This is a genomic window from Micromonospora solifontis (assembly GCF_003725545.1).
Classification (GTDB): Bacteria; Actinomycetota; Actinomycetes; order Mycobacteriales; family Micromonosporaceae; genus Micromonospora; species Micromonospora solifontis.
Map to the genome: position 1 here is coordinate 121,860 of NZ_RJLN01000003.1, position 19,046 is coordinate 140,905.

Annotated in this window: 18 protein-coding genes, 1 pseudogene and 1 riboswitch; of the genes and pseudogenes, 14 read left to right on the forward strand and 5 right to left on the reverse strand. The window is 74.6% G+C overall.

The genetic code is table 11. From position 1 onward, the window contains the following. Positions 1 to 12: 12 nt before the first annotated feature. The 6 genes from EFE23_RS02110 (at position 13) to EFE23_RS02135 (ending at position 7,265) form a co-directional block, all read left to right on the forward strand. Complete coding sequence (locus EFE23_RS02110; RefSeq protein WP_123239153.1) at positions 13 to 1,242, forward strand: winged helix-turn-helix domain-containing protein; 1,230 nt, start codon at positions 13 to 15, stop codon at positions 1,240 to 1,242. Continuing rightward, positions 1,232 to 1,834, forward strand: coding sequence for a DUF2752 domain-containing protein (locus EFE23_RS02115; protein WP_373683951.1), 603 nt, complete (start codon positions 1,232 to 1,234; stop codon positions 1,832 to 1,834). The genes EFE23_RS02110 and EFE23_RS02115 overlap by 11 nt, the downstream gene beginning before the upstream one ends. 562 nt (positions 1,835 to 2,396) lie before the next feature. Further along, on the forward strand, positions 2,397 to 3,134 hold the full coding sequence (gene thyX, locus EFE23_RS02120) for an FAD-dependent thymidylate synthase (protein ID WP_123239154.1): 738 nt from the start codon (positions 2,397 to 2,399) through the stop codon (positions 3,132 to 3,134). A gap of 53 nt (positions 3,135 to 3,187) precedes the next feature. Then, positions 3,188 to 4,114 carry a 4-hydroxy-tetrahydrodipicolinate synthase gene (gene dapA, locus EFE23_RS02125; RefSeq protein ID WP_123239155.1) on the forward strand — a complete coding sequence of 309 codons (927 nt, stop codon included), beginning with the start codon at positions 3,188 to 3,190 and terminating at the stop codon, positions 4,112 to 4,114. Positions 4,115 to 4,166: 52 nt separating this feature from the next. Further along, positions 4,167 to 5,855: a ribonuclease J gene (locus tag EFE23_RS02130; RefSeq protein ID WP_123239156.1), complete on the forward strand. Its 1,689-nt coding sequence runs from the start codon at positions 4,167 to 4,169 to the stop codon at positions 5,853 to 5,855. A 174-nt stretch (positions 5,856 to 6,029) separates the two neighbouring features. Then, the gene (locus tag EFE23_RS02135; protein WP_233600824.1) at positions 6,030 to 7,265 is read left to right on the forward strand and encodes a S1 family peptidase; all 1,236 of its coding nucleotides are present in this window, start codon (positions 6,030 to 6,032) and stop codon (positions 7,263 to 7,265) included. A 78-nt stretch (positions 7,266 to 7,343) separates the two neighbouring features. Here the strand turns inward: EFE23_RS02135 and EFE23_RS02140 are convergent, their stop codons facing one another. Genes EFE23_RS02140 through EFE23_RS02150 form a run of 3 tightly spaced genes read right to left on the reverse strand, consistent with a single transcriptional unit; the run spans position 7,344 to position 9,701 of the window. Continuing rightward, the gene (locus EFE23_RS02140; RefSeq protein WP_123239157.1) at positions 7,344 to 7,634 is read right to left on the reverse strand and encodes a YciI family protein; all 291 of its coding nucleotides are present in this window, start codon (positions 7,632 to 7,634) and stop codon (positions 7,344 to 7,346) included. A 10-nt stretch (positions 7,635 to 7,644) separates the two neighbouring features. Next, on the reverse strand, positions 7,645 to 9,225 hold the full coding sequence (locus EFE23_RS02145; protein ID WP_123239158.1) for a type III secretion system chaperone family protein: 1,581 nt from the start codon (positions 9,223 to 9,225) through the stop codon (positions 7,645 to 7,647). Continuing rightward, positions 9,222 to 9,701: a type III secretion system chaperone family protein gene (locus EFE23_RS02150; RefSeq protein ID WP_123239159.1), complete on the reverse strand. Its 480-nt coding sequence runs from the start codon at positions 9,699 to 9,701 to the stop codon at positions 9,222 to 9,224. The genes EFE23_RS02145 and EFE23_RS02150 overlap by 4 nt, the downstream gene beginning before the upstream one ends. Before the next feature lie 113 nt (positions 9,702 to 9,814). Between EFE23_RS02150 and EFE23_RS02155 the strand changes: the two genes are divergently transcribed. Beyond that, positions 9,815 to 12,271 (forward strand): DNA translocase FtsK, encoded by a 2,457-nt coding sequence (locus EFE23_RS02155; protein ID WP_123239160.1) that lies wholly within the window; start codon positions 9,815 to 9,817, stop codon positions 12,269 to 12,271. Between the two features lie 107 nt (positions 12,272 to 12,378). On the opposite strand, the gene EFE23_RS02160 is transcribed toward EFE23_RS02155, so the two are convergent. Together EFE23_RS02160 and EFE23_RS02165 are read right to left on the reverse strand one after the other, a co-directional pair. Further along, positions 12,379 to 12,624: a hypothetical protein gene (locus EFE23_RS02160; protein WP_123239161.1), complete on the reverse strand. Its 246-nt coding sequence runs from the start codon at positions 12,622 to 12,624 to the stop codon at positions 12,379 to 12,381. A 101-nt stretch (positions 12,625 to 12,725) separates the two neighbouring features. Beyond that, positions 12,726 to 13,040: a DMT family transporter gene (locus EFE23_RS02165; protein WP_123239162.1), complete on the reverse strand. Its 315-nt coding sequence runs from the start codon at positions 13,038 to 13,040 to the stop codon at positions 12,726 to 12,728. Between the two features lie 54 nt (positions 13,041 to 13,094). Continuing rightward, a riboswitch (guanidine-III (ykkC-III) riboswitch) is annotated at positions 13,095 to 13,159 on the reverse strand. A gap of 93 nt (positions 13,160 to 13,252) precedes the next feature. Here EFE23_RS02165 and EFE23_RS02170 point away from each other — a divergent pair. From EFE23_RS02170 to EFE23_RS02200, 7 genes and pseudogenes are all read left to right on the forward strand, one after another. Further along, positions 13,253 to 14,173: an ornithine cyclodeaminase family protein gene (locus EFE23_RS02170; protein ID WP_199736893.1), complete on the forward strand. Its 921-nt coding sequence runs from the start codon at positions 13,253 to 13,255 to the stop codon at positions 14,171 to 14,173. A gap of 185 nt (positions 14,174 to 14,358) precedes the next feature. After that, positions 14,359 to 15,855, forward strand: a complete 1,497-nt coding sequence (gene rimO / locus EFE23_RS02175; protein ID WP_123239164.1) for a 30S ribosomal protein S12 methylthiotransferase RimO — start codon at positions 14,359 to 14,361, stop codon at positions 15,853 to 15,855. Between the two features lie 47 nt (positions 15,856 to 15,902). Then, positions 15,903 to 16,481, forward strand: coding sequence for a CDP-diacylglycerol--glycerol-3-phosphate 3-phosphatidyltransferase (gene pgsA / locus EFE23_RS02180; RefSeq protein WP_123239165.1), 579 nt, complete (start codon positions 15,903 to 15,905; stop codon positions 16,479 to 16,481). 70 nt (positions 16,482 to 16,551) lie between these two features. Beyond that, on the forward strand, positions 16,552 to 17,133 hold the full coding sequence (locus tag EFE23_RS02185; protein WP_123239181.1) for a CinA family protein: 582 nt from the start codon (positions 16,552 to 16,554) through the stop codon (positions 17,131 to 17,133). Positions 17,134 to 17,359: 226 nt separating this feature from the next. Next, the gene (locus tag EFE23_RS02190; protein ID WP_123239166.1) at positions 17,360 to 17,809 is read left to right on the forward strand and encodes a helix-turn-helix domain-containing protein; all 450 of its coding nucleotides are present in this window, start codon (positions 17,360 to 17,362) and stop codon (positions 17,807 to 17,809) included. Between the two features lie 175 nt (positions 17,810 to 17,984). Next, a complete protein-coding gene (locus tag EFE23_RS02195; protein ID WP_123239167.1) occupies positions 17,985 to 18,845 on the forward strand; it encodes a PspA/IM30 family protein in 861 nt (286 codons plus the stop codon). A gap of 16 nt (positions 18,846 to 18,861) precedes the next feature. Then, a pseudogene (locus EFE23_RS02200) lies at positions 18,862 to 19,046 on the forward strand (phage shock envelope stress response protein PspM); the annotation flags it as partial.

A 19,046-nucleotide genomic window follows, 5' to 3' on the forward strand; every position in this document is an offset into this window, starting at 1 on the left:
GGGTCGCCGGCGATGGCCGTACCGGAATCACTCTCGCTCGCCCAGGCCCGCCGGATCGCGCTGGCCGCCCAGGGCTTCGCCGACCCGGCGCCCACCGGCGTGCCCAACCGCCGGCACCTGCGCCGGGTGCTGGACCGGGTCGGGCTGATCCAGATGGACTCGGTAAACGTCCTGCAACGCGCGCACTACCTGCCGCTCTACAGCCGGCTCGGGCCCTACCCGACCGCCTTGCTCGACACCGCCGCCTACCGTCGCCCCCGCGAGCTCTTCGAATACTGGGGCCACGAGGCGTCGCTGGTCCCGGTGGGCCTGCACCCGCTGCTGCGCTGGCGGATGGCCCGGGCGCGGGACGAGGCCTGGGGCTGGATGCGCCGGGTCGCCCAGGAGCAGCCCGAGCTGGTCGCCTGGGTCCGGGACGAGGTGGCCGCCAAGGGGCCGCTCACCGCCGCCGAGATCGAGCACGACGCGCCCCGGGAGACGGGCAACTGGGGCTGGAACTGGTCGACGGTCAAGCGCGCTCTCGAATACCTGTTCTGGGCCGGCGAGGTGACCGCCGCCGACCGCACCCCGTCCTTCGCCCGCCGCTACGACCTGCCGGAACGGGTGCTGCCGGCCGCCGTGCTCGACGCCCCCACCCCGACCGAGGCCGAGGCCCACCGCGCCCTGGTCGCGCTCGCCGCCCGGTCGCTGGGCGTGGCGGCCGAGCCGGAGCTGCGCGACTACTTCCGGCTGCCGGCGGCCGGTGCCCGGCGGGCCGTCGCCGAGCTGGTCGAGGCGGGCGAGCTGACCCCGGTCACCGTCCAGGGTTGGCGGCAGCCGGCCTACCTGCACGCCGAGGCCCGGCTGCCCCGCTGGGTTCGCGGCAACACCCTGGTCAGCCCGTTCGACCCGATCGTCTGGGAGCGGGCCCGGGCCGAGCGGCTCTTCGGCTTCACCTACCGGATCGAGATCTACGTGCCCGCCCCCCAGCGGGTCCACGGCTACTACGTGCTGCCGTTCCTGCAGGGGGAGCGGTTCACCGCCCGGGTCGACCTCAAGGCCGACCGGCGGTCCGGGGTGCTGCTGGTGCCGGCCGCCTGGCGGGAGCCGGGGGCGGATCCGGGCGAGACGGCGGTGGCGCTGGCCGCCGAGCTGTACCGGCTCGCCGGCTGGCTCGGGCTGGACGCGGTCGCCCCGCCGGAGGCCGGCGATCTGGCGGCTCCGCTTGCCGCCGCGCTGGTGGGCGTGGCGGGTGTACGGTGAGCGCGTGACGAGCGTTGACCGGCCCGGCGCCCCGGCCGACCCGCAGACTGTCCCCGTTCCACCGGCCGGCCTGCCCGGCGCGGCGACCATGACCGCCGACGGCTCGCCGCTCTGGCCGGCCGGGGTCGCCTACCAGCCGGTCGAGCCGGACCGGTTCACCCGGATGGTGCTGCGCCTGCACGCCCGCGCCCCGCGCTGGGCGGTGCCCCTGGCGGCGCTCGGCTGCGTCGGCGTCGGCATGGCGTACGCGTTGGTGAGCGACCCGACCCACGCCGAGCCCGACGCTCGCCCGACCTGCCTGCTCAAGCTCACCACCGGGCTGGACTGTCCGGGTTGCGGCGGCACCCGCGCCCTCTGGTACGTGCTGCACGGCGACCTGCCGGCGGCCGCCCGGCACCACTTCCTCTTCGTCTTCGCGCTGCCCTTCCTGACCTACCTCTTCGTCGCCTGGGCCGGGAACCGGGCGTTCGGCTGGCGCCTGCCGGAGCTTCAGTTCAGCCCCAAGGTGGTCGGCGGCTTCCTGGCGATCTGGTTCGCCTTCTCGGTGGCCCGCAACCTGCCCTGGGCCCCGTTCACCTCGCTCTACGTCTGACCGCTCCGCCCGCCCTGGCGGCGCCCCAGCCCTGGCCGACCGGCTGGCGGCGGACACGACATGGGGTGGTGACGCCCTTTCGAGCTGAGTCGTCGGTGACATCGCCACCTGTATGCGCTCGCCTGCTTCGCCCGGTCCGGGCCGGCCGGGCGGGCGCTCGTCCGGGTGGTCCACTCGTGCCGCGGCAGGCCGCGGTGTCCCGGGTGCCGGACACCGCCCTCTGCGGCAGAGCGAGTTGATCGAGACGAGTTCTGGTCGAGGGGCCGAGATCCGCGGGCGATCCGCTCGTTCCGCGGCGGAGCGGGGGGTCCCGGCACCCGATCACCGCCCTTGCGGCAGGTCGAGTCGGTCCCGGTGGCCGGCGAAGGGGTCGTCGGTGGATGGCGGGCCTGACGTCACCAACGACTCAGCTCGAAAGGCGGCCAACCGGACTCACCGCACCCAGGCCGGGGCCGGCTGCGAGATCTTGGACACCTGCCGTCCCATGGTGCGCCGGTTCACGCCGGCGTGCCCAGGTTTCGCGAGCGGCACCGGGGCCACTACAGTCGCAGGAATGCCGGAGATGGTGCAGCCCCAGGTCAAGCTGATCGCGTGGACCCAGTTCCAGGCCCCGGACGACGTGCCGTGGTCGACCGACGCCGAGGGCGGCCAGGCGCTCGCCGAGTTCGCCGGCCGGGCCTGCTACCAGAGCTGGAAGAAGCCGAACCCGGCCACCGCGACCAACGCCGGCTACCTGGCGCACATCCTTGACGTGGGCCACCTCAGCGTGCTGGAGCACGGCTCGGTGAGCTTCTACTTCAGCGGCGTCTCCCGCTCCTTCACCCACGAGCTGATCCGGCACCGGCACTTCTCCTACTCCCAGCTCTCCCAGCGGTACGTGCCGGAGCGGGACGCGGCCATGGTCGAGCCGGCGGTGATCGCCGACGACCCGGAGCTGCACAAGAAGTTCGTCGAGGCGTCCGAGGCGGCCGTCCGGGCGTACACCGAGCTGCTGGAGGGCCTGGAGGCCCGCTTCGTCGACGAGCCCAACCCGACGCTGCGCCGCAAGCAGGCCCGGCAGGCGGCCCGTGCGGTCCTGCCCAACGCCACCGAGACCCGGATCGTGGTCACCGGCAACTACCGGGCCTGGCGGCACTTCATCAAGATGCGCGCCACCGAGCACGCCGACGTGGAGATCCGCGAGTTGGCCATCGAGTGCCTGCGGCAGCTCCAGGGGGTCGCGCCGAACGTCTTCGCCGACTTCGTGATCTCCACGCTGCCCGACGGCACCGAGGTGGCCGCCAGCCCGCACGCCGAGTGAGTCCTGCGCCCTTCGCCGCCGGGCCCCCGGTGGTCGTCCGCTAGGTTGTGAACATGACGCACGACCACCCTGCCGCCCCCGACCGGGGCGCGTCGCGCCCCTTCGGGCGACTGATCACGGCCATGGTGACCCCGTTCGCCGCCGACGGGTCCCTGGACCTGGACGGCGCCGTCCGGCTGGCCCGGCATCTCGTCGACGCGCAGGGCAACGACGCGCTGGTGCTCAACGGCACCACCGGGGAGTCGCCGACCACCACCGACGCGGAGAAGGAGTCGCTGATCCGCGCGGTAGCGGAGGCGGTCGGCGACCGGGCCAGGATCATCGCCGGCGTCGGCACCAACGACACCCGGCACACCATCGAGCTGGCCAGCCAGGCGGAGAAGGCCGGCGCGCACGGCCTGCTGGTGGTCACCCCGTACTACAACAAGCCCCCGCAGAGCGGGCTGCTGCGGCACTTCACCGCGGTCGCCGACGCCACCGGGCTGCCGATCATGCTGTACGACATCCCGCACCGGGCCGGCACCGCGATCGCCACCGACACCCTGGTGCGGCTGTCCGAGCACGGCCGGATCGTCGCGGTGAAGGACGCCAAGGGCGACCTGACCGCCACCTCCTGGGTGCTCGCCCGCTGCGACCTGGCCTACTACAGCGGCGAGGACTCGCTGACCCTGCCCGCCCTCGCGGTCGGCGCGGTCGGCGTGGTCGGCACCTCGACCCACTTCACCGGCGTGCCGACGAAGCAGATGATCGAGGCGTACGAGGCGGGGGACAACGCCACCGCGCTGGCGCTGCACCGGCGACTGCTGCCCCTGTTCACCGGCATCTTCCGTACCCAGGGCGTGATCCTGGTGAAGGCGGGCCTGGCGGCCAGCGGACTGCCGGCCGGCCCGGTGCGGCCGCCGCTGGTGGAGGCCACCGCGGACGAACTGGCCCAGCTGCGTGCCGACTGCGCCGCGGCGGGCCTGCCCCTTCCCGAATGACCGAACGACACGACGGACGCCGGGTGACGGCGTCGCAGAATGAGGTGGACGCGTGACCGAGGCGCACATCGAGGGTGAACTTCCCCCGCCGCTGCCGGAGGGCGGCCTGCGGATCATCCCGCTGGGTGGGCTCGGTGCCATCGGCCGGAACATGACCGTCTTCGAGTACGAGGGCAAGCTGCTGATCGTCGACTGCGGGGTGCTCTTCCCCGACGTCGAGCAGCCCGGCGTGGACCTGATCCTGCCGGACTTCGGTCCGATCCTGGACCGGCTCGACGACGTCCAGGCGATCGTGCTGACCCACGGGCACGAGGACCACATCGGCGCGGTGCCGTACCTGCTCGCCCACAAGCCGGACATCCCGCTGGTCGGCTCCCAGTTCACCCTGGCCCTGGTCGAGGCCAAGCTGGCCGAGCGGCGGATCCAGCCGTACACGCTGACCGTCGCGGAGGGGCGGCGGGAGCGACTCGGCCCGTTCGAGTGCGAGTTCTTCGCGGTCAACCACTCGATCCCGGACGCCCTCGCGGTGGCCATCCGGACCGGGGCCGGCCTGGTGCTGCACACCGGCGACTTCAAGATGGACCAGCTCCCGCTGGACGGTCGGATCACCGACCTGGCCGGCTTCGCCCGGCTCGGCGCCGAGGGCGTGGACCTGCTGCTGTCCGACTCCACCAACGCCGAGATCCCCGGCTTCGTCACCCCGGAGCGGGAGATCGGGCCGGTGCTCGACTCGATCTTCGCCAAGGCGCGCGGGCGGATCATCGTCGCCTCGTTCGCCTCGCACGTGCACCGCGTGCAGCAGGTCTTCGACTCGGCCGTGGAGCACGGCCGCAAGGTGGCGCTGATCGGCCGGTCGATGGTCCGCAACATGGGCATCGCCCGCGACCTCGGCCTGCTCAACATCCCGCCCGGCCTGGTGGTCGGGCTGGAGGAGGCGACCACGCTGCCGCCCGAGCAGATCGTGCTGATGTCCACCGGCTCGCAGGGCGAGCCGATGAGCGCCCTGGGCCGGATGGCCAGCGGCGACCACCGGCACATCACCATCGCCCCCGGCGACACCGTGGTGCTCGCCTCCTCGCTGGTGCCGGGCAACGAGACCTCCGTCTACCGGGTGATCAACCGGCTGGCCCGGGCCGGCGCGACCGTGATCCACAAGGACGTGGCCAAGGTGCACGTCTCCGGGCACGCCCCCGCCGGTGAGCTGCTCTACCTGCTCAACGTCACTCGGCCGAGCAACCTGATGCCGGTGCACGGCGAGTGGCGGCACCTGCGGGCGCACGCCCGCCTCGGCGTCGAGTCGGGCGTCGCCCCCGACCGGGTGGTGCTCTGCGAGGACGGCGACGTCGTCGACCTGGTCGACGGGCGGGCCAGCCTGGTCGGCCACGTGAAGAGCCGGTACGTCTACGTCGACGGCCTCGCCGTCGGGGACGTCAGCGAGTCGCTGCTCACCGAGCGCCGGATCCTCGGCGACGGCGGCTTCATCGCCACCACCGTGGTGGTCGACTCGGTCACCGGCAAGGTGGTCGGCGGGCCGACCGTCTCCGCGAAGGGCTTCTCCGAGGACCCGGAGGCGTTCAACCCGGTCATCCCGCTGGTCACCGAGGCGCTCAACCGGGCCGCCGCGGACGGCATCACCGACCCGCACCAGCTCCAGCAGATCGTTCGCCGCACCGTCGGCCGGTGGGTCAACGACGCGTACCGCCGCCGGCCGATGATCGTCCCGACCGTCGTCGAGGTCTGACCGCGACAGCTCCGCACGCCGGTCCACCGTCCGCGGTGGGCCGGCGTCGTCGCGCTCCGGGTACGCCTCGACACGCTCCGCCGAAGCTGCCCGCCCGGCCTCAACCGATCGGCGTCCGTCTCCGTACTCCGGTCCGGCGGGCGTACCCCGCGCCGGCCGGGAGGAGCGTGGCGGATGGACCGCAGACGGATGACAGCCATCGGCGTGGTGGTGGCGGCGGTGGGCGCGACGGCGGCGGTTACCCTGCCGTCGTTCGCCGGGGAGAACGCGACGACCCGGCGGGCGGCGCCCGCGGCGTCCGACGGCGCCGCGCCCGAGGTGCTGGACGCGCTGAGCCGCGACCTCTCGCTCACCCGGGAGCAGGCGGTCCGGCGGCTGCGGACCGAGCGGTGGGCCGCCGGCACGGTCACCAGACTCCGGGCCGAGCTGGGCGCCGACTACGGCGGCAGCTGGCTCGGCGCCGACGGGACCACGCTGAACGTGGCGGTGGCCGACCCGGCGCAGGCGGCCCGGGTCACCGCCGCGGGGGCGGTGCCGAAGCAGGTCGACCGGGGCGTCGCCGAGCTGGACGCGGTGAAGTCGCGGCTGGACGCGGCCGCCGCCCAGGCCGGCCGGGCGGTCGCCGGCTGGTACGTCGACGTGCCGACCAACTCGGTGGTGGTGCTCGCCCGGCCCGGCGCGGCGGCGTCCGGCCGACGGTTCGCCGAGGCCAGCGGCCTGCCGGCCGGCGCGGTACGGGTGCGGACCGTCGCCGAGAACCCGCGCCCGCTCTTCGACGTCCGGGGCGGTGACGCGTACCTCATCAACAACGCCGCCCGCTGCTCGGTCGGCTTCTCCGTGGTCGGCGGCTTCGTCACCGCCGGGCACTGCGGCCGGCCCGGCGACCGGACCACCGGCGCGAATCGGGTCGCCCAGGGCACCTTCCGGGCCTCCTCGTTCCCCGGCGACGACTGGGCGGTCGTCGAGGTCAACGGCGACTGGAACCCGCGGGGCGTGGTGAACGACTTCAACGGCGGCACCGTCCCGGTGAACGGTTCCGCCGAGGCCCCGGTCGGCGCCTCGGTGTGCCGCTCCGGCTCCACCACCGGCACCCACTGCGGCGTCATCCAGGCCAGGAACGCCACGGTGAACTATCCGGAGGGGACGGTCACCGGGCTGACCCGCACCAACGTCTGCGCCGAGCCGGGCGACTCCGGCGGCGCGTGGCTCTCCGGCGACCAGGCGCAGGGCGTCACCTCCGGCGGCTCCGGCGACTGCACCCGGGGCGGAGTCACCTTCTTCCAGCCGGTCAACGAGATCCTCCGCCGCAACAACCTGACGCTGGTCACCGCGAACGGGCGGTCGGCGCCGGGCGGGGACGAGGCCACCGCCGTGCGGGACGGGCGCCGCCGGGTGTTCTCCGCCCGCTGAGGCCCCGCCCGGCGGTCCGCGACCCGCGGTCCCCGGCCACCAACCGCCCGGTGGTCGGGGACCGCGCCGCGTCCGGGGTCAGCTCTCCCGCAGGTGCGCCAGGCCGTCGGCTACCCGGCCGGCGACGAACTCGGTGACCTCGTACGCGGCCACGCCCCGCTCGGCGAACGGATCGGTGGCCAGCCGCCGGTCCAGCTCGGCGCGGTCCAGCCCGGCGGCGAGGATCACCCCGCCGGTGCGCGGCACCTTCCGGCCGGAGGCGAGGAACACGCCGTCGGCGTACTGGCGCTCCACCCAGTCCAGGTGGTCGGGGAGGGCGGCGTCGACCTGGTCCAGGTCGGTCAGGTAGCTCAGGGTCACCACGAACACGCCCGCGAGCCTAGTCCCCGGGCAGTGCGGCGACCGCCTCGGCGTACGCCACCCCGGTGCTCACCGCGGCGGTCACCAGCACGACCAGCTGCGCCGGGGCCACCCCGTACGCCAGGTCGGTGGTCACGTCGGCGGCCAGCACCAGCGACCCGTCGCCCGGGTCGTGCACGTACGCGGCCGGCAGCAGCCGGTCGTGGTTCCAGGCGTTGCAGAACGCGTACGCCTCGGCCCGGCGGGTGGCCGGCAGCCGCCGGGTGGCCACCGCCCGGGCGTGCAGGATCTCCCCCCGCTGCCCGAGCCGGCGGAACTGGATCACCGCCGCGCCCCAGCGCCCGACCACGGCGCCGTCGGGTTCCACCGCGTACCCGTCGCCCCGCGCGTCCAGGGCGGCGGTGAGCAGCGCCAGGCTCAGCGGGACCGGCTCCTCCTCGCCCGGTGGTCCCGGCTCGGCCCCGGCGCCGTCGTCGAACTCGTCCTCGGTGGGCAGCGGCACCGGCTCGGCGAGCGGCCGTTCGGCCAGCCAGGAGGCGATCCGGCCGGACTGGTGACCGGTGCCGTTGCGGGCGTCGAAGCTCCCGGCGAGCGTGGTGGCCAGGGCCTGCAGCTGTCCGCCGAGGGTGGCCACGTCCACCTCGGCCGCCGGTCGGGGCCCGTGCCCGGGCCGGTGGATCCGCCGGCCGCCGAGACCGGCCTCGACGGCGAGCGCGCAGAGCAGCGATCCGGCGGCGGCGAACTCCATCGCGGACAGGTCGTCCGCCGGGTGGTCCAGCCGGGGCAGCTGCTCGGCCAGCACGTCCAGCCCGTGCGCCAGGTGCCCGCTCAGCGCGCAGAACCGCAGGTGCGTGGCGAGCAGCGGGAACGCGGCCCGCTCCCGCCGGTGCCGGCGGTACGCCCGCACGTGCGCCCGGGCCGCCCGCGCCGCCTCGCCGGTGCGCAGCCACGGCAGCAGCCCGGCGACCAGCGCCCGCTCCGGCTGGTCGGTGCAGTCGACCGCGCCGGCGCGTACCGGGTCCAGCGCGGCCAGGGCCTCGGCCGGCTCGCCCCATCCGGCGAGCAGCTCGGCCCGCCGGGCCGGGGCACAGCCGGGACAGCCGGCGGCCGGGTGGGGCGGGGCGGCGGCCCAGCGGTCGTACTCCCGCCGGGCGGTCGGCTCGTCGCCGAGATGGTCGGCGAGCCGGCAGCGCAGCTCGGCCACCGGCTCGGCGTCGGCGCCCAGCCGGTCGGCCAGGTCGTCCAGCAGGGCACGGGCCTGGTCCAGGCCGACCCGCGGCGTGCCGAAGAGCGCCTCCACCGCCTGCCGCTGGTGGCGGTGCAGCCGCTCGACCGCACCGGGACGCAGGGCGTCCGGCCCGGCCGGCCCGTCCAGGGTGGCCAGACAGCGGCGGACCGGCTCCACCAGCCGCCACCGCTCGCCCAGGTGCAGGTACGCCTCGATCAGCGCGAACCGCGCCGCCACCCCGGTAGGCACGTCGCCGGTCACGTCCGCCCGTGCGGCGATCCGGTCCAGCTCGGCGCAGCGGGCCTCGCCGTCGGGCAGGTCGAGGGCGTCGGCGAGCGCGTCGGCGGGTCCCCGGTCGCGGGAGGTGGTCACCGGACCGACCCGCCGGGCAGCTCGGCCACGGCGGCGGCGAGCTGGCAGCCGGTGGCCACGCCGCAGTCGACGAGCTGATCGAGCTGGTGCGGGGTGACCCCGCGTTCCAGGTCGGTGGTCACCTCGCCGCAGACCTGGGCCAGCCCGTCGTCGGCGACGTGCACGAAAGCCTTGGGCCAGAGCCGGTCGTGGTTCCACGCGTTGCAGAAGGCGTACAGGGCGGGCACGTGCTCGATGGTGAACCGGTGCCCGGCGACGGTACGGATCTGGAACAGCTCGCCGTCGGCGCCCCGGCGGTGGAACCAGATCAGGCTCTCCGCCCAGCGGCCGACCAGGTCGCCGCCGGGTTCCTCGACCACCGCGTACCCCCGCGCCTGCAGCACGGCGGCGATCAGCCCGCCGGTCAGCGGTCGCAGCTGCTGCGGGTGTCCGGCCAGGGGGCCGTCCGGACCGTCCTCGATCTCCGGCGACGCCATGGGGCATCCCTTCTGAGGCGAATAACACACACGGCGGCGCGGCCGGTGGTGCGACGCGCGGACACGACCCGGAAAAGCGGCGATCTGCCGGGTCCCGCCGTTACCGTGACTGTATGGCGGGCCGTACCTCTCAGGCGAGCCGGCGGCGCGGCGCGTCGCCGCGCGGTACCACGAACAGTCGCGCCCGCCAGCCGGCGAAGAAGGCCACCCGGGCGGCTTCCCGCCGGCGGCCGGCGGCCCGACCGGGCCCGGCCGTCTACCTCGGACGTGCGGTAGGCGCCCTGTGGATGGGGCTGGCGCACGGCCTGGGCTGGGCGGTCCGCGCCGCCGGCCGGCAGGCCGCCTCGGCCCGTGACCTCGACCCGGAGCACCGCCGCGACGGCGGGGGACTGCTGCTGTTCGGTCTCGCCCTGCTCAGCGCCGTGGCCATCTGGTTCGGCAAGGCCGGGCCGGTCGGTGCCCGGCTCGCCGACACCGTCCGGCTCTTCCTCGGCGCGATCGCGATCGTGGTGCCGGTGCTGCTGATGATCGGCGCCTGGCGGCTGCTGCGCACCCCCGCCGACCCGGCGCACCGCGGCCGGGGCCTGGTCGGCTGGGGCTCGATGCTGATCGCCACCGCGGCGATGCTGCACATCGGACAGGCGCCCGTCGACACGGTGCAGCGCGACTACGCGGGCGGCCTCATCGGCGCCGGCATCGGCGACCTGCTGGAGGCCGCGGTGACCGCCTGGGTGGCGGTGCCCCTGCTGGTCCTGCTGCTGCTCTTCGGTCTGCTGGTGGTCACCGCGACGCCGATCAACAAGATCCCGGAGCGGCTCGGCCTGCTCGCCGGCAGCCTGGTCGCGCCGGCCGATGCCGAGGAGCCGGAGGCCGAGGCCGCGCCCAAGCCGGCCCGGAAGCGGCCGGCCAAGCGGCTGCCCCCGCCGCTGGACCCGGAGGGGCTGGACGACGACCTCGACGGGGCGGACCTGCAGGACACCCTGGTCCTGCCACGTAAGCCTCCGGGCAAGGTCCCGGCCAGTCGCAAGCCGGTCGAGCCGCCGGAGCACTCGCCGCTGCCCACCCGCGCCGAGCAGCTCGCGCTCACCGGACTGGCCGGTGACTACACCCTGCCGCCGGCCAACATGCTCGGCAGCGGCGCGGCCCCGAAGACCCGGAGCAAGGCCAACGACGAGGTGATCGCCGCGCTGACCGGCGTCTTCGACCAGTTCGACGTGGACGCCGCGGTCACCGGCTTCACCCGCGGCCCGACGGTCACCCGGTACGAGGTCGAGCTGGGCCCGGGCGTGAAGGTCGAGCGGATCACGCAGCTATCCCGCAACATCGCGTACGCGGTGAAGTCGCCCGACGTGCGGATCCTCAGCCCGATCCCGGGTAAGAGCGCGGTGGGCGTGGAGATCCCCAACACCGACCCGGAGAACGTGTCGCTCGGCGACGTGCTGCGCTCGCGGGCGGCCACGAGCGACCACCACCCGATGGTGGTGGCGCTCGGCAAGGACATCGAGGGCGGCTACGTGGTGGCCAACCTCGCGAAGATGCCACACATCCTGATCGCGGGGGCCACGGGTGCCGGCAAGAGCTCGTGCCTGAATTCACTGCTTGTGTCCATTTTGACCCGCGCCACGCCGGACGAGGTGCGGCTGCTGCTGGTCGACCCGAAGCGGGTCGAGCTGACCGGCTACGAGGGCATCCCGCACCTGGTCACGCCGATCGTGACCAATCCGAAGAAGGCGGCCGACTCGCTGGAGTGGGTCGTCCGCGAGATGGACATGCGCTACGACGACCTCGCCGCCAACGGGGTCCGGCACATCGACGACTTCAACCGCAAGGTACGCAACGGCGAGATCAAGGCTCCGCCGGGCAGCGAGCGGGAGCTGCGGCCGTACCCGTACCTGCTGGTGATCGTGGACGAGTTGGCCGACCTGATGATGGTCGCGCCGCGCGACGTGGAGGATTCCATCGTCCGGATCACCCAGCTCGCCCGGGCCGCCGGCATCCACCTGGTGCTGGCCACCCAGCGGCCCTCGGTGGACGTGGTCACCGGTCTGATCAAGGCGAACGTGCCGTCCCGGCTGGCGTTCGCCACCTCGTCCCTGGCCGACTCGCGGGTCATCCTCGACCAGCCGGGCGCGGAGAAGCTGCTCGGCCGCGGTGACGGCCTCTTCCTGCCGATGGGCGCGTCGAAGCCGATCCGGATCCAGGGCGCCTGGGTGACCGAGCGCGAGATCCACGACGTGGTGAAGTTCTGCAAGGACCAGCGCGAGCCGGAGTTCCGGTCGGACGTGCTGACCGTCGCGCAGGACAGCAAGAAGAAGATCGACGAGGACATCGGCGACGACCTGGACCTGCTGGTGCAGGCGGTGGAACTGGTGGTCACCTCGCAGTTCGGCTCGACCTCCATGCTTCAGCGCAAGCTGCGGGTCGGCTTCGCCAAGGCGGGCCGGCTGATGGACCTGATGGAGACCCGGGGCGTGGTCGGCCCGTCCGAGGGATCCAAGGCCCGCGACGTGCTGGTCAAGCCGGACGAGCTGGAGGAGGTCCTGGCCGGCCTGCGCGGGGCTGAGGACTAGCTCGTCGCGAGCAGGGAGCGTGACCATCGTCGGCGGCGACGCCGCGGGTTCGACGGACGCGCGAGGGGCCCGCCGGGGATCCGGCGGGCCCCTCGGCTACCCGTGGCTCAGGAGTTCAGGATGGCGTAGCCGATGATCATGCCGATGATGGCGCCGGCCACGCTGGCGGCGGCGGCGTACCAGCCCAGCGGCTTGTCGCCCATCACCGCGCCCACGATGCCGAGCACCAGGCCGACCAGGCCGAAGAGCGGCGGCAGGAAGAAGATCGCGATGACCGCGAAGACGAACGCGATGATCGTGCAGATGCGGGCGGCGTTGCTGCGCGGGCGGGCGGTGGCGTGCATGTCGGCCATGGTGTCCTCCGTGATGTCGGTTTCTACCTCGGGTGGGGTGAGGCCTGACTACCCACGCGGCACCTGCCGTCAAACCGGACGAGCGCGTCGTTCGGGGACGGTCAGTGGAAGAGCTTGAGCCCCACCACGCCGGCCACCACCAGCAGCAGGCAGCCGATCCGGGGGAGGGTGGCCGGCTCGTGCAGCGCGAGCATGCCGACCAGCGCGGTGCCCACCGCGCCGATGCCGACCCAGACCGCGTAGCCGGTGCCGACCGGGATGTCGCGCAGCGCGTACGCCAGGCCGGCCATGCTCGCCACCAGCGAGACGCCGAAGACGGCCGAGGGGAGGGGGCGGCTGAAGCCGGCACTGCGGTCGAGGGCGACCGCCCAAACGGTCTCCAGCAGTCCGGAGAGCACCAGCACGATCCAGGCCATGACGATCACCTCTGACGGACGGGCCGGCCACGCGGGCCGGGACGGGCGCTACACGCGGGGCGTCTTGGCCTGACCGGGTACGCCCACCACTCGTCCGGGGCGGCAGCGGCCGCCGTGGCCGACGCTAGCACCGGGGCGCCGGTGCGCCGGCGCGGTGAGGAACGCCACCATCACTGGAGTTAACGCGAACTTCAGGTTGCACCATGGTCAGCATGACCGCGCTCTTCTCCGACGAGGACGTCGCCGCGGCGGTGGACGCGCCGCTCACCGTCGCCGCCATGCGGGACGCGCTGCTGGCCGCGTACGAGGGCCGGCTGATCGCCCCGCCCCGGACGTCCGCCCCGCTCGGCGGCGGCCGGATGGTGCTCACCGCCGGCCACCTCTCCGGCGAGTGGTACGGCTTCCGGTCGTACGACACCTTCGGGCACCCCGAGAGCGGACAACTGGTCGTGCTGCACGACGCGCGCACCGGAGCGGTCCGCGCCATCGCGGTCGGCGAGGAGCTGGGCTCCCGGCGTACCGGAGGGCTGGGTGGGGTGGCGGTCGACGCCCTGGCGCGGCCGGACGCGGCGACCCTCGGCGTGGTCGGGTCCGGCCGTCAGGCGTGGACGCAGGTCTGGGCCGCCGCCGCGGTCCGCCCGCTGCGCGAGGTGACCGTGCACAGCCGATCGGCGGCCCGCCGGGAGGCATTCGCCGCCCGGGTCCGGGCCGAGCTGGGTGTGCCCGCGCGGGCGGTCGGCTCGGCCGCCGAGGCGGTCCGGCGGCGGGACGTGGTGGTGCTCGCCACCACCAGCACCACTCCGGTCGTCGACGCGGCCGACCTCGCCCCGGGCACCCACGTCAACACCGTCGGCTTCAAGCAGGTCCACCGGCACGAGTTCGGCCCCGACCTGCTGGCCGCCGCCGAGGTGCTGGTCACCGACTCGCCGGCGCAGGCCGCCGCGTACGACCCGCCGATGCTGACCGCCGTCGAGCCGCACGCCGGTCGGCTGCGCGACCTGGGCGCGGTGCTGGCCGGGGCGGTGCCGGGCCGGACCGGCGCGGACCAGATCTCGGTCTTCTGCTCCACCGGCCTGGCCGGCACCGAGGTCTTCCTGCTCGACCGGCTGGCCCGCGTCGGCGTCCCCCGCTGACCGCGGCGCCCCCGCCACCGCCCCGGAGCGCCCGGCCGGCCGGGCGGCTCACGGAATGCGGCAGGTCGGTCCTTCCGGCCGCCGGAAGACCGGGACATGCCGCGACTCGCGCGACGGCGGCCCACCTGGGCCTGCCGGCGGGCAGGCGTCGCGGGGTTCCCGGCGCGGCCCGGTACCCTCGGAGGGTGTCTGCCACCTCCCCTTCCGACAACTCCGGGCGTCGAGTCGCGCTGCTGACCCTGGGCTGTGCCCGTAACGAGGTCGACTCGGAGGAGTTGGCCGCCCGGCTGCACGCCGACGGCTGGCAGGTGACCACCGACGGCGAGGGGGCCGACGTGGTGGTCGTGAACACCTGCGGCTTCGTGGAGAAGGCCAAGCAGGACTCGATCCAGACGCTGCTGGCCGCCGCCGACACCGGGGCCAGGGTGGTCGCCGCCGGCTGCATGGCCGAGCGGTACGGCCGTGAGCTGGCCGACAGCCTCCCCGAGGCGCAGGCGGTGCTGAGCTTCGACGACTACCCGGACATCTCCGCCCGGCTGAACGCGGTGGTGGCCGGCGAGGCGCTCGACGCGCACATCCCGCGCGACCGCCGGGAGCTGCTCCCGCTCACCCCGGTCCAGCGGCGCGACGCGGCGGTGTCGCTGCCCGGCCACGGCACGCCGACCCGGGTGACCACCGAGACCGACGCGCACACCCCGGCCCACCTGCGGCAGGTGCTGCGGCACCGGCTCGACACCGGGCCGGTCGCCTCGCTCAAGCTGGCCAGCGGCTGCGACCGGCGCTGCGCGTTCTGCGCCATCCCGGCGTTCCGCGGGGCGTTCGTCTCGCGCACCCCGGACGAGCTGCTCGCCGAGGCGGAGTGGCTGGCCAAGACCGGGGTTCGCGAGCTGGTGCTGGTCAGCGAGAACTCGACGTCCTACGGCAAGGACCTGGGTGACCCCCGGGCGCTGGAGAAGCTGCTGCCGCAGCTCGCCGCGATCGACGGGATCGTCCGGGTCCGGGCCAGCTACCTGCAGCCCGCCGAGACCCGGCCGGGCCTGGTCGAGGTGATCGCCACCACGCCCGGGGTGGCACCGTACTTCGACCTGTCGTTCCAGCACTCCAGCGAGCCGGTGCTGCGCCGGATGCGCCGGTTCGGTTCCACCGGACGATTCCTGGAGCTGCTCGCCTCCGCCCGGGCCCTGGCCCCTGAGGCCGGCGCCCGCAGCAACTTCATCGTCGGCTTCCCCGGCGAGACCCGGCAGGACGTCAACGAGCTGGTCCGGTTCCTGACCGAGGCGCGGCTGGACGCGATCGGCGTTTTCGACTACAGCGACGAGGACGGCACCGAGGCCGCCGGCCTGCCCGGCAAGGTCGGCGCCGCCACCGTCAAGCGGCGGTACGACAAGCTCGCCGCGCTCGCCGACGAGCTCTGCTCCCAGCGGGCCGAGGAGCGGCTCGGCTCGACGGTCGAGGTGCTGGTCGACTCGGTCGCCGACGGCGTGGTCGAGGGGCGGGCGGCCCACCAGGCGCCCGAGGTCGACGGCTCGACCACCCTGGTCGCCCCGGCGGACGGCGGGGTCGACCTGGCCGCGCTGCGCCCCGGCGACCTGGTGCGGGCGACGGTCACCGCGACCGAGGGTGTCGACCTGGTCGCCGTGCCCGATGAGATGATCTCGGCGGCGCCCGGCGCGGCACGGTGACGACGGGCCCGGACGGAACGGGGGAGCCACGTGGGGCGGTGCCAGGCATGACCGGGGCGGAGTCGGTGGCGGCCCGGGTACCCCTGCTCAACGCCGCGAACATGCTGACCGGGGTGCGGCTGGTGCTGGTGCCGGTGTTCGCCGTCACGGTGGTCGCCTCCGGGATGACCCACGCCGGCTGGCGGATGGCGGCCTGTCTGATCTTCGTGGTCGCCTCGGTGACCGACCTGGTGGACGGGTGGATCGCCCGCCGGTTCGGGCTGGTCACCTCGCTGGGCAAGGTCGCCGACCCGATCGCGGACAAGGCGCTCACCGGCGCCGCGCTGGTGCTGCTCTCCGTCCAGGAGCGGCTGCCCTGGTGGGTGACCGTGGTGATCCTCGCCCGCGAACTGGGCATCACCGCGCTGCGGTTCTGGGTGATCCGGCACGGCGTCATCGCCGCCAGCCGGGGCGGCAAGATCAAGACCGCCCTCCAGATCCTCGCCATCACCTGGTACCTCTGGCCGATGCCCGCCGCGCTGGCCGTCGTCGGCCCGTGGATCATGGGGGCGGCCGTGGTGGTCACCGTGGTCACCGGGTTCGACTACATCGCCCAGGCGTTCCGGCTGCGCCGCCGCACCCCCTGAGATCCGCCTCGGGTCGGGCTCCGGCTGCGAGGATGAGTAGGGCGCGGCGGCCGGGGAAGAGGTGTGGACCATGGGAACGGAAGCGACGCCCGAGCGGGTCGACCTGAGTCGGGCCGCGTTCGTGGTGCACAGCCTGCACGAGCGGCACGAGACCCTGGCGACCGTCGAATCGCTGACCGGCGGGGCGCTGGCCAACGCCATCGTGGAGATCGCCGGGGTGAGCGGCATCTACCGGGGCGGCCTGGTGGTCTACGCCACGGAGCTGAAGTCCCGGCTGGCCGGCGTACCCGGGGATCTGCTCGCGGAGCGCGGACCGGTCGATCCGGACGTGGCCGCCGCGCTCGCCGAGGGCGGCCGCGAGCGCTGCGGCGCCGACTGGGGGTTGGCCACCACCGGCGTGGCCGGGCCGGAACCGCAGGACGGCAAGCCGGTCGGCCTGGTGTACGTGGCCGCCGCCGGCCCCAGCGGCACCACGGTCCGCCGGCTCGACCTCGACGGCAACCGGGACGAGATCCGCAGCGGTGCGGTGATCGAGGCGCTGCGGCTGCTCGCCGAGCGGATCCAGGCCGCGGCCGGCGGACCCGAGGCGGCGGACCCGACCGTGACCGGGGCGCGCGGCGCGGGCGACCCGGCCGGGGCGGGCCGGCGGTGAGCCCCGTGGCGACCCGCCCGGCCCCGGGCGCGCCGAGCGCCCGGCCCGAACCCGTCCCGGCGGTCGGAACCGCGCAATTCGAAGGGTGGGGCGGGATGTCGGCGACGCCCGCAACGGGTACGGTTGCGGGAAGGCTCCGGCGGGCGACGCCGGCGTCGGGGGCGGCCGACCGCGTCCGACGCGGTACGGTCGGCCGGGAATGGTGTTCCCGTCAGGGGGAGGTGCGATGGTCCTGCTACGCCGGGTGATCGGTGACGCACTGCGGGCGCGCCGGCAGGGGCAGCACCGCACCCTCCGCGAGGTCTCCTCCGCCGCCAACGTGAGCCTCGGCTACCTCTCCGAGATCGAACGCGGCCAGAAGGAGCCCTCCAGCGAGCTGCTGGCCGCGATCTGCGACGCGCTCGGCGCCCGCCTCTCCGAGCTGCTCCGCGAGGTCAGCGACACCGTCGCCCTGGCCGAGCAGATGCCGGACGTGCTGGTGCCGGTGCCCGACGAGCCGGTCGAGCCGACCCGGGTGGCGCCCGCCGCGCTCCGCAAGGCGGCCAACCGGGGAGTCCGCCAGGTTGCCTCCGACGGGTCGGTGGCGGTGCAGGTCCGGCAGGACGGGCCGCTCAAGGCGACGCTGCGCAGCACCCGGGTCCGCCCCACCGAGCGGGACGTGGTCTGCGCCGCCTGACCCGCGCGGCCACGACCATGGGCGCGGTGGCGACCGACGCGTACTGTTGATCAGGGTTGACCGGGTGCTTCGGTGGCGTACGCCTGGGACGATGGAGGCACACCGCGCGACCCACCGGTCGACCCCGCCCGGCCCGGTCGAGGCGGCGCGACGCTACTGAGGGGACAACGCGGAGATGGCGAACCCGTTCGTCAAGGGTTGGAAGTACCTGATGGCGCTCTTCGGCGCGAAGATCGACGAGCACGCCGACCCGAAGGTGCAGATCCAGCAGGCCATCGAGGAGGCCCAGCGGCAGCACCAGGCGCTGGTCCAGCAGGCGGCCGCGGTGATCGGCAACCAGCGCCAGCTCGAGATGAAGCTGTCCCGGCAGATGACCGAGGTCGAGCAGCTCCAGGCCAACGCCCGGCAGGCCCTGGTCCTCGCCGACCAGGCCCGCGCCCGGGGCGACGAGACCGAGGCGGGCCGGTACGAGCAGTCCGCGCAGCTCCTGGCCACCCAGCTGGTCTCCGCCGAGCAGGCCACCGAGGACCTCAAGACCCTGCACGACCAGGCGCTCGGCGCGGCCGCCCAGGCGCGCAAGGCGGTCGAGAACAACTCGATGATCCTCCAGCAGAAGCTGGCCGAGCGCACCAAGCTGCTCAGCCAGCTGGAGCAGGCCAAGATGCAGGAGAGCGTGGCCCGCTCGCTGGAGTCGATGTCCTCGCTCACCGCCCCCGGCAGCACCCCGTCCCTGAACGAGGTCCGGGACCGCATCGAGCGCCGGTACGCCGACGCGATGGGGCGGGCCGAGCTGGCCGGCAATTCCGTCGAGGGCCGGATGCTGGAGATCCAGAAGGCGACGCTCGACTCGGCGGGATCGGCGAGACTGGAGCAGATCCGCTCGAGCATGGCCGGGGAGCAGCTCGCCGGCCGGCAGGACCGTCCCGCCGTGGGGCAGACGCAGCCCGCCGCCGACCCGGCGGCCGCCGCCCGGCTCGACGAGATCCGGGCCAGCATGAGCCGGGAGCGCGGCACCGGGGAGAGCACCACCGGCTGAGAGGCGGGAGGGGACGATGGTGGACGAGCGGGCGCGACACTTCCGTCGGCTGCGCCGGCTGCGGGGATCCGCACGCCGGTGGAGCGTCCTGGCCAGCGGCCTCGGCGGTGCGGCGGCGGTGCTGACCCCGTACGCCGGGCTCGGTCTGCCGGACGCGGTCTGGGCCGGCGCCGCGGGCAGCGCCATCGCGGTCGCCGCCTG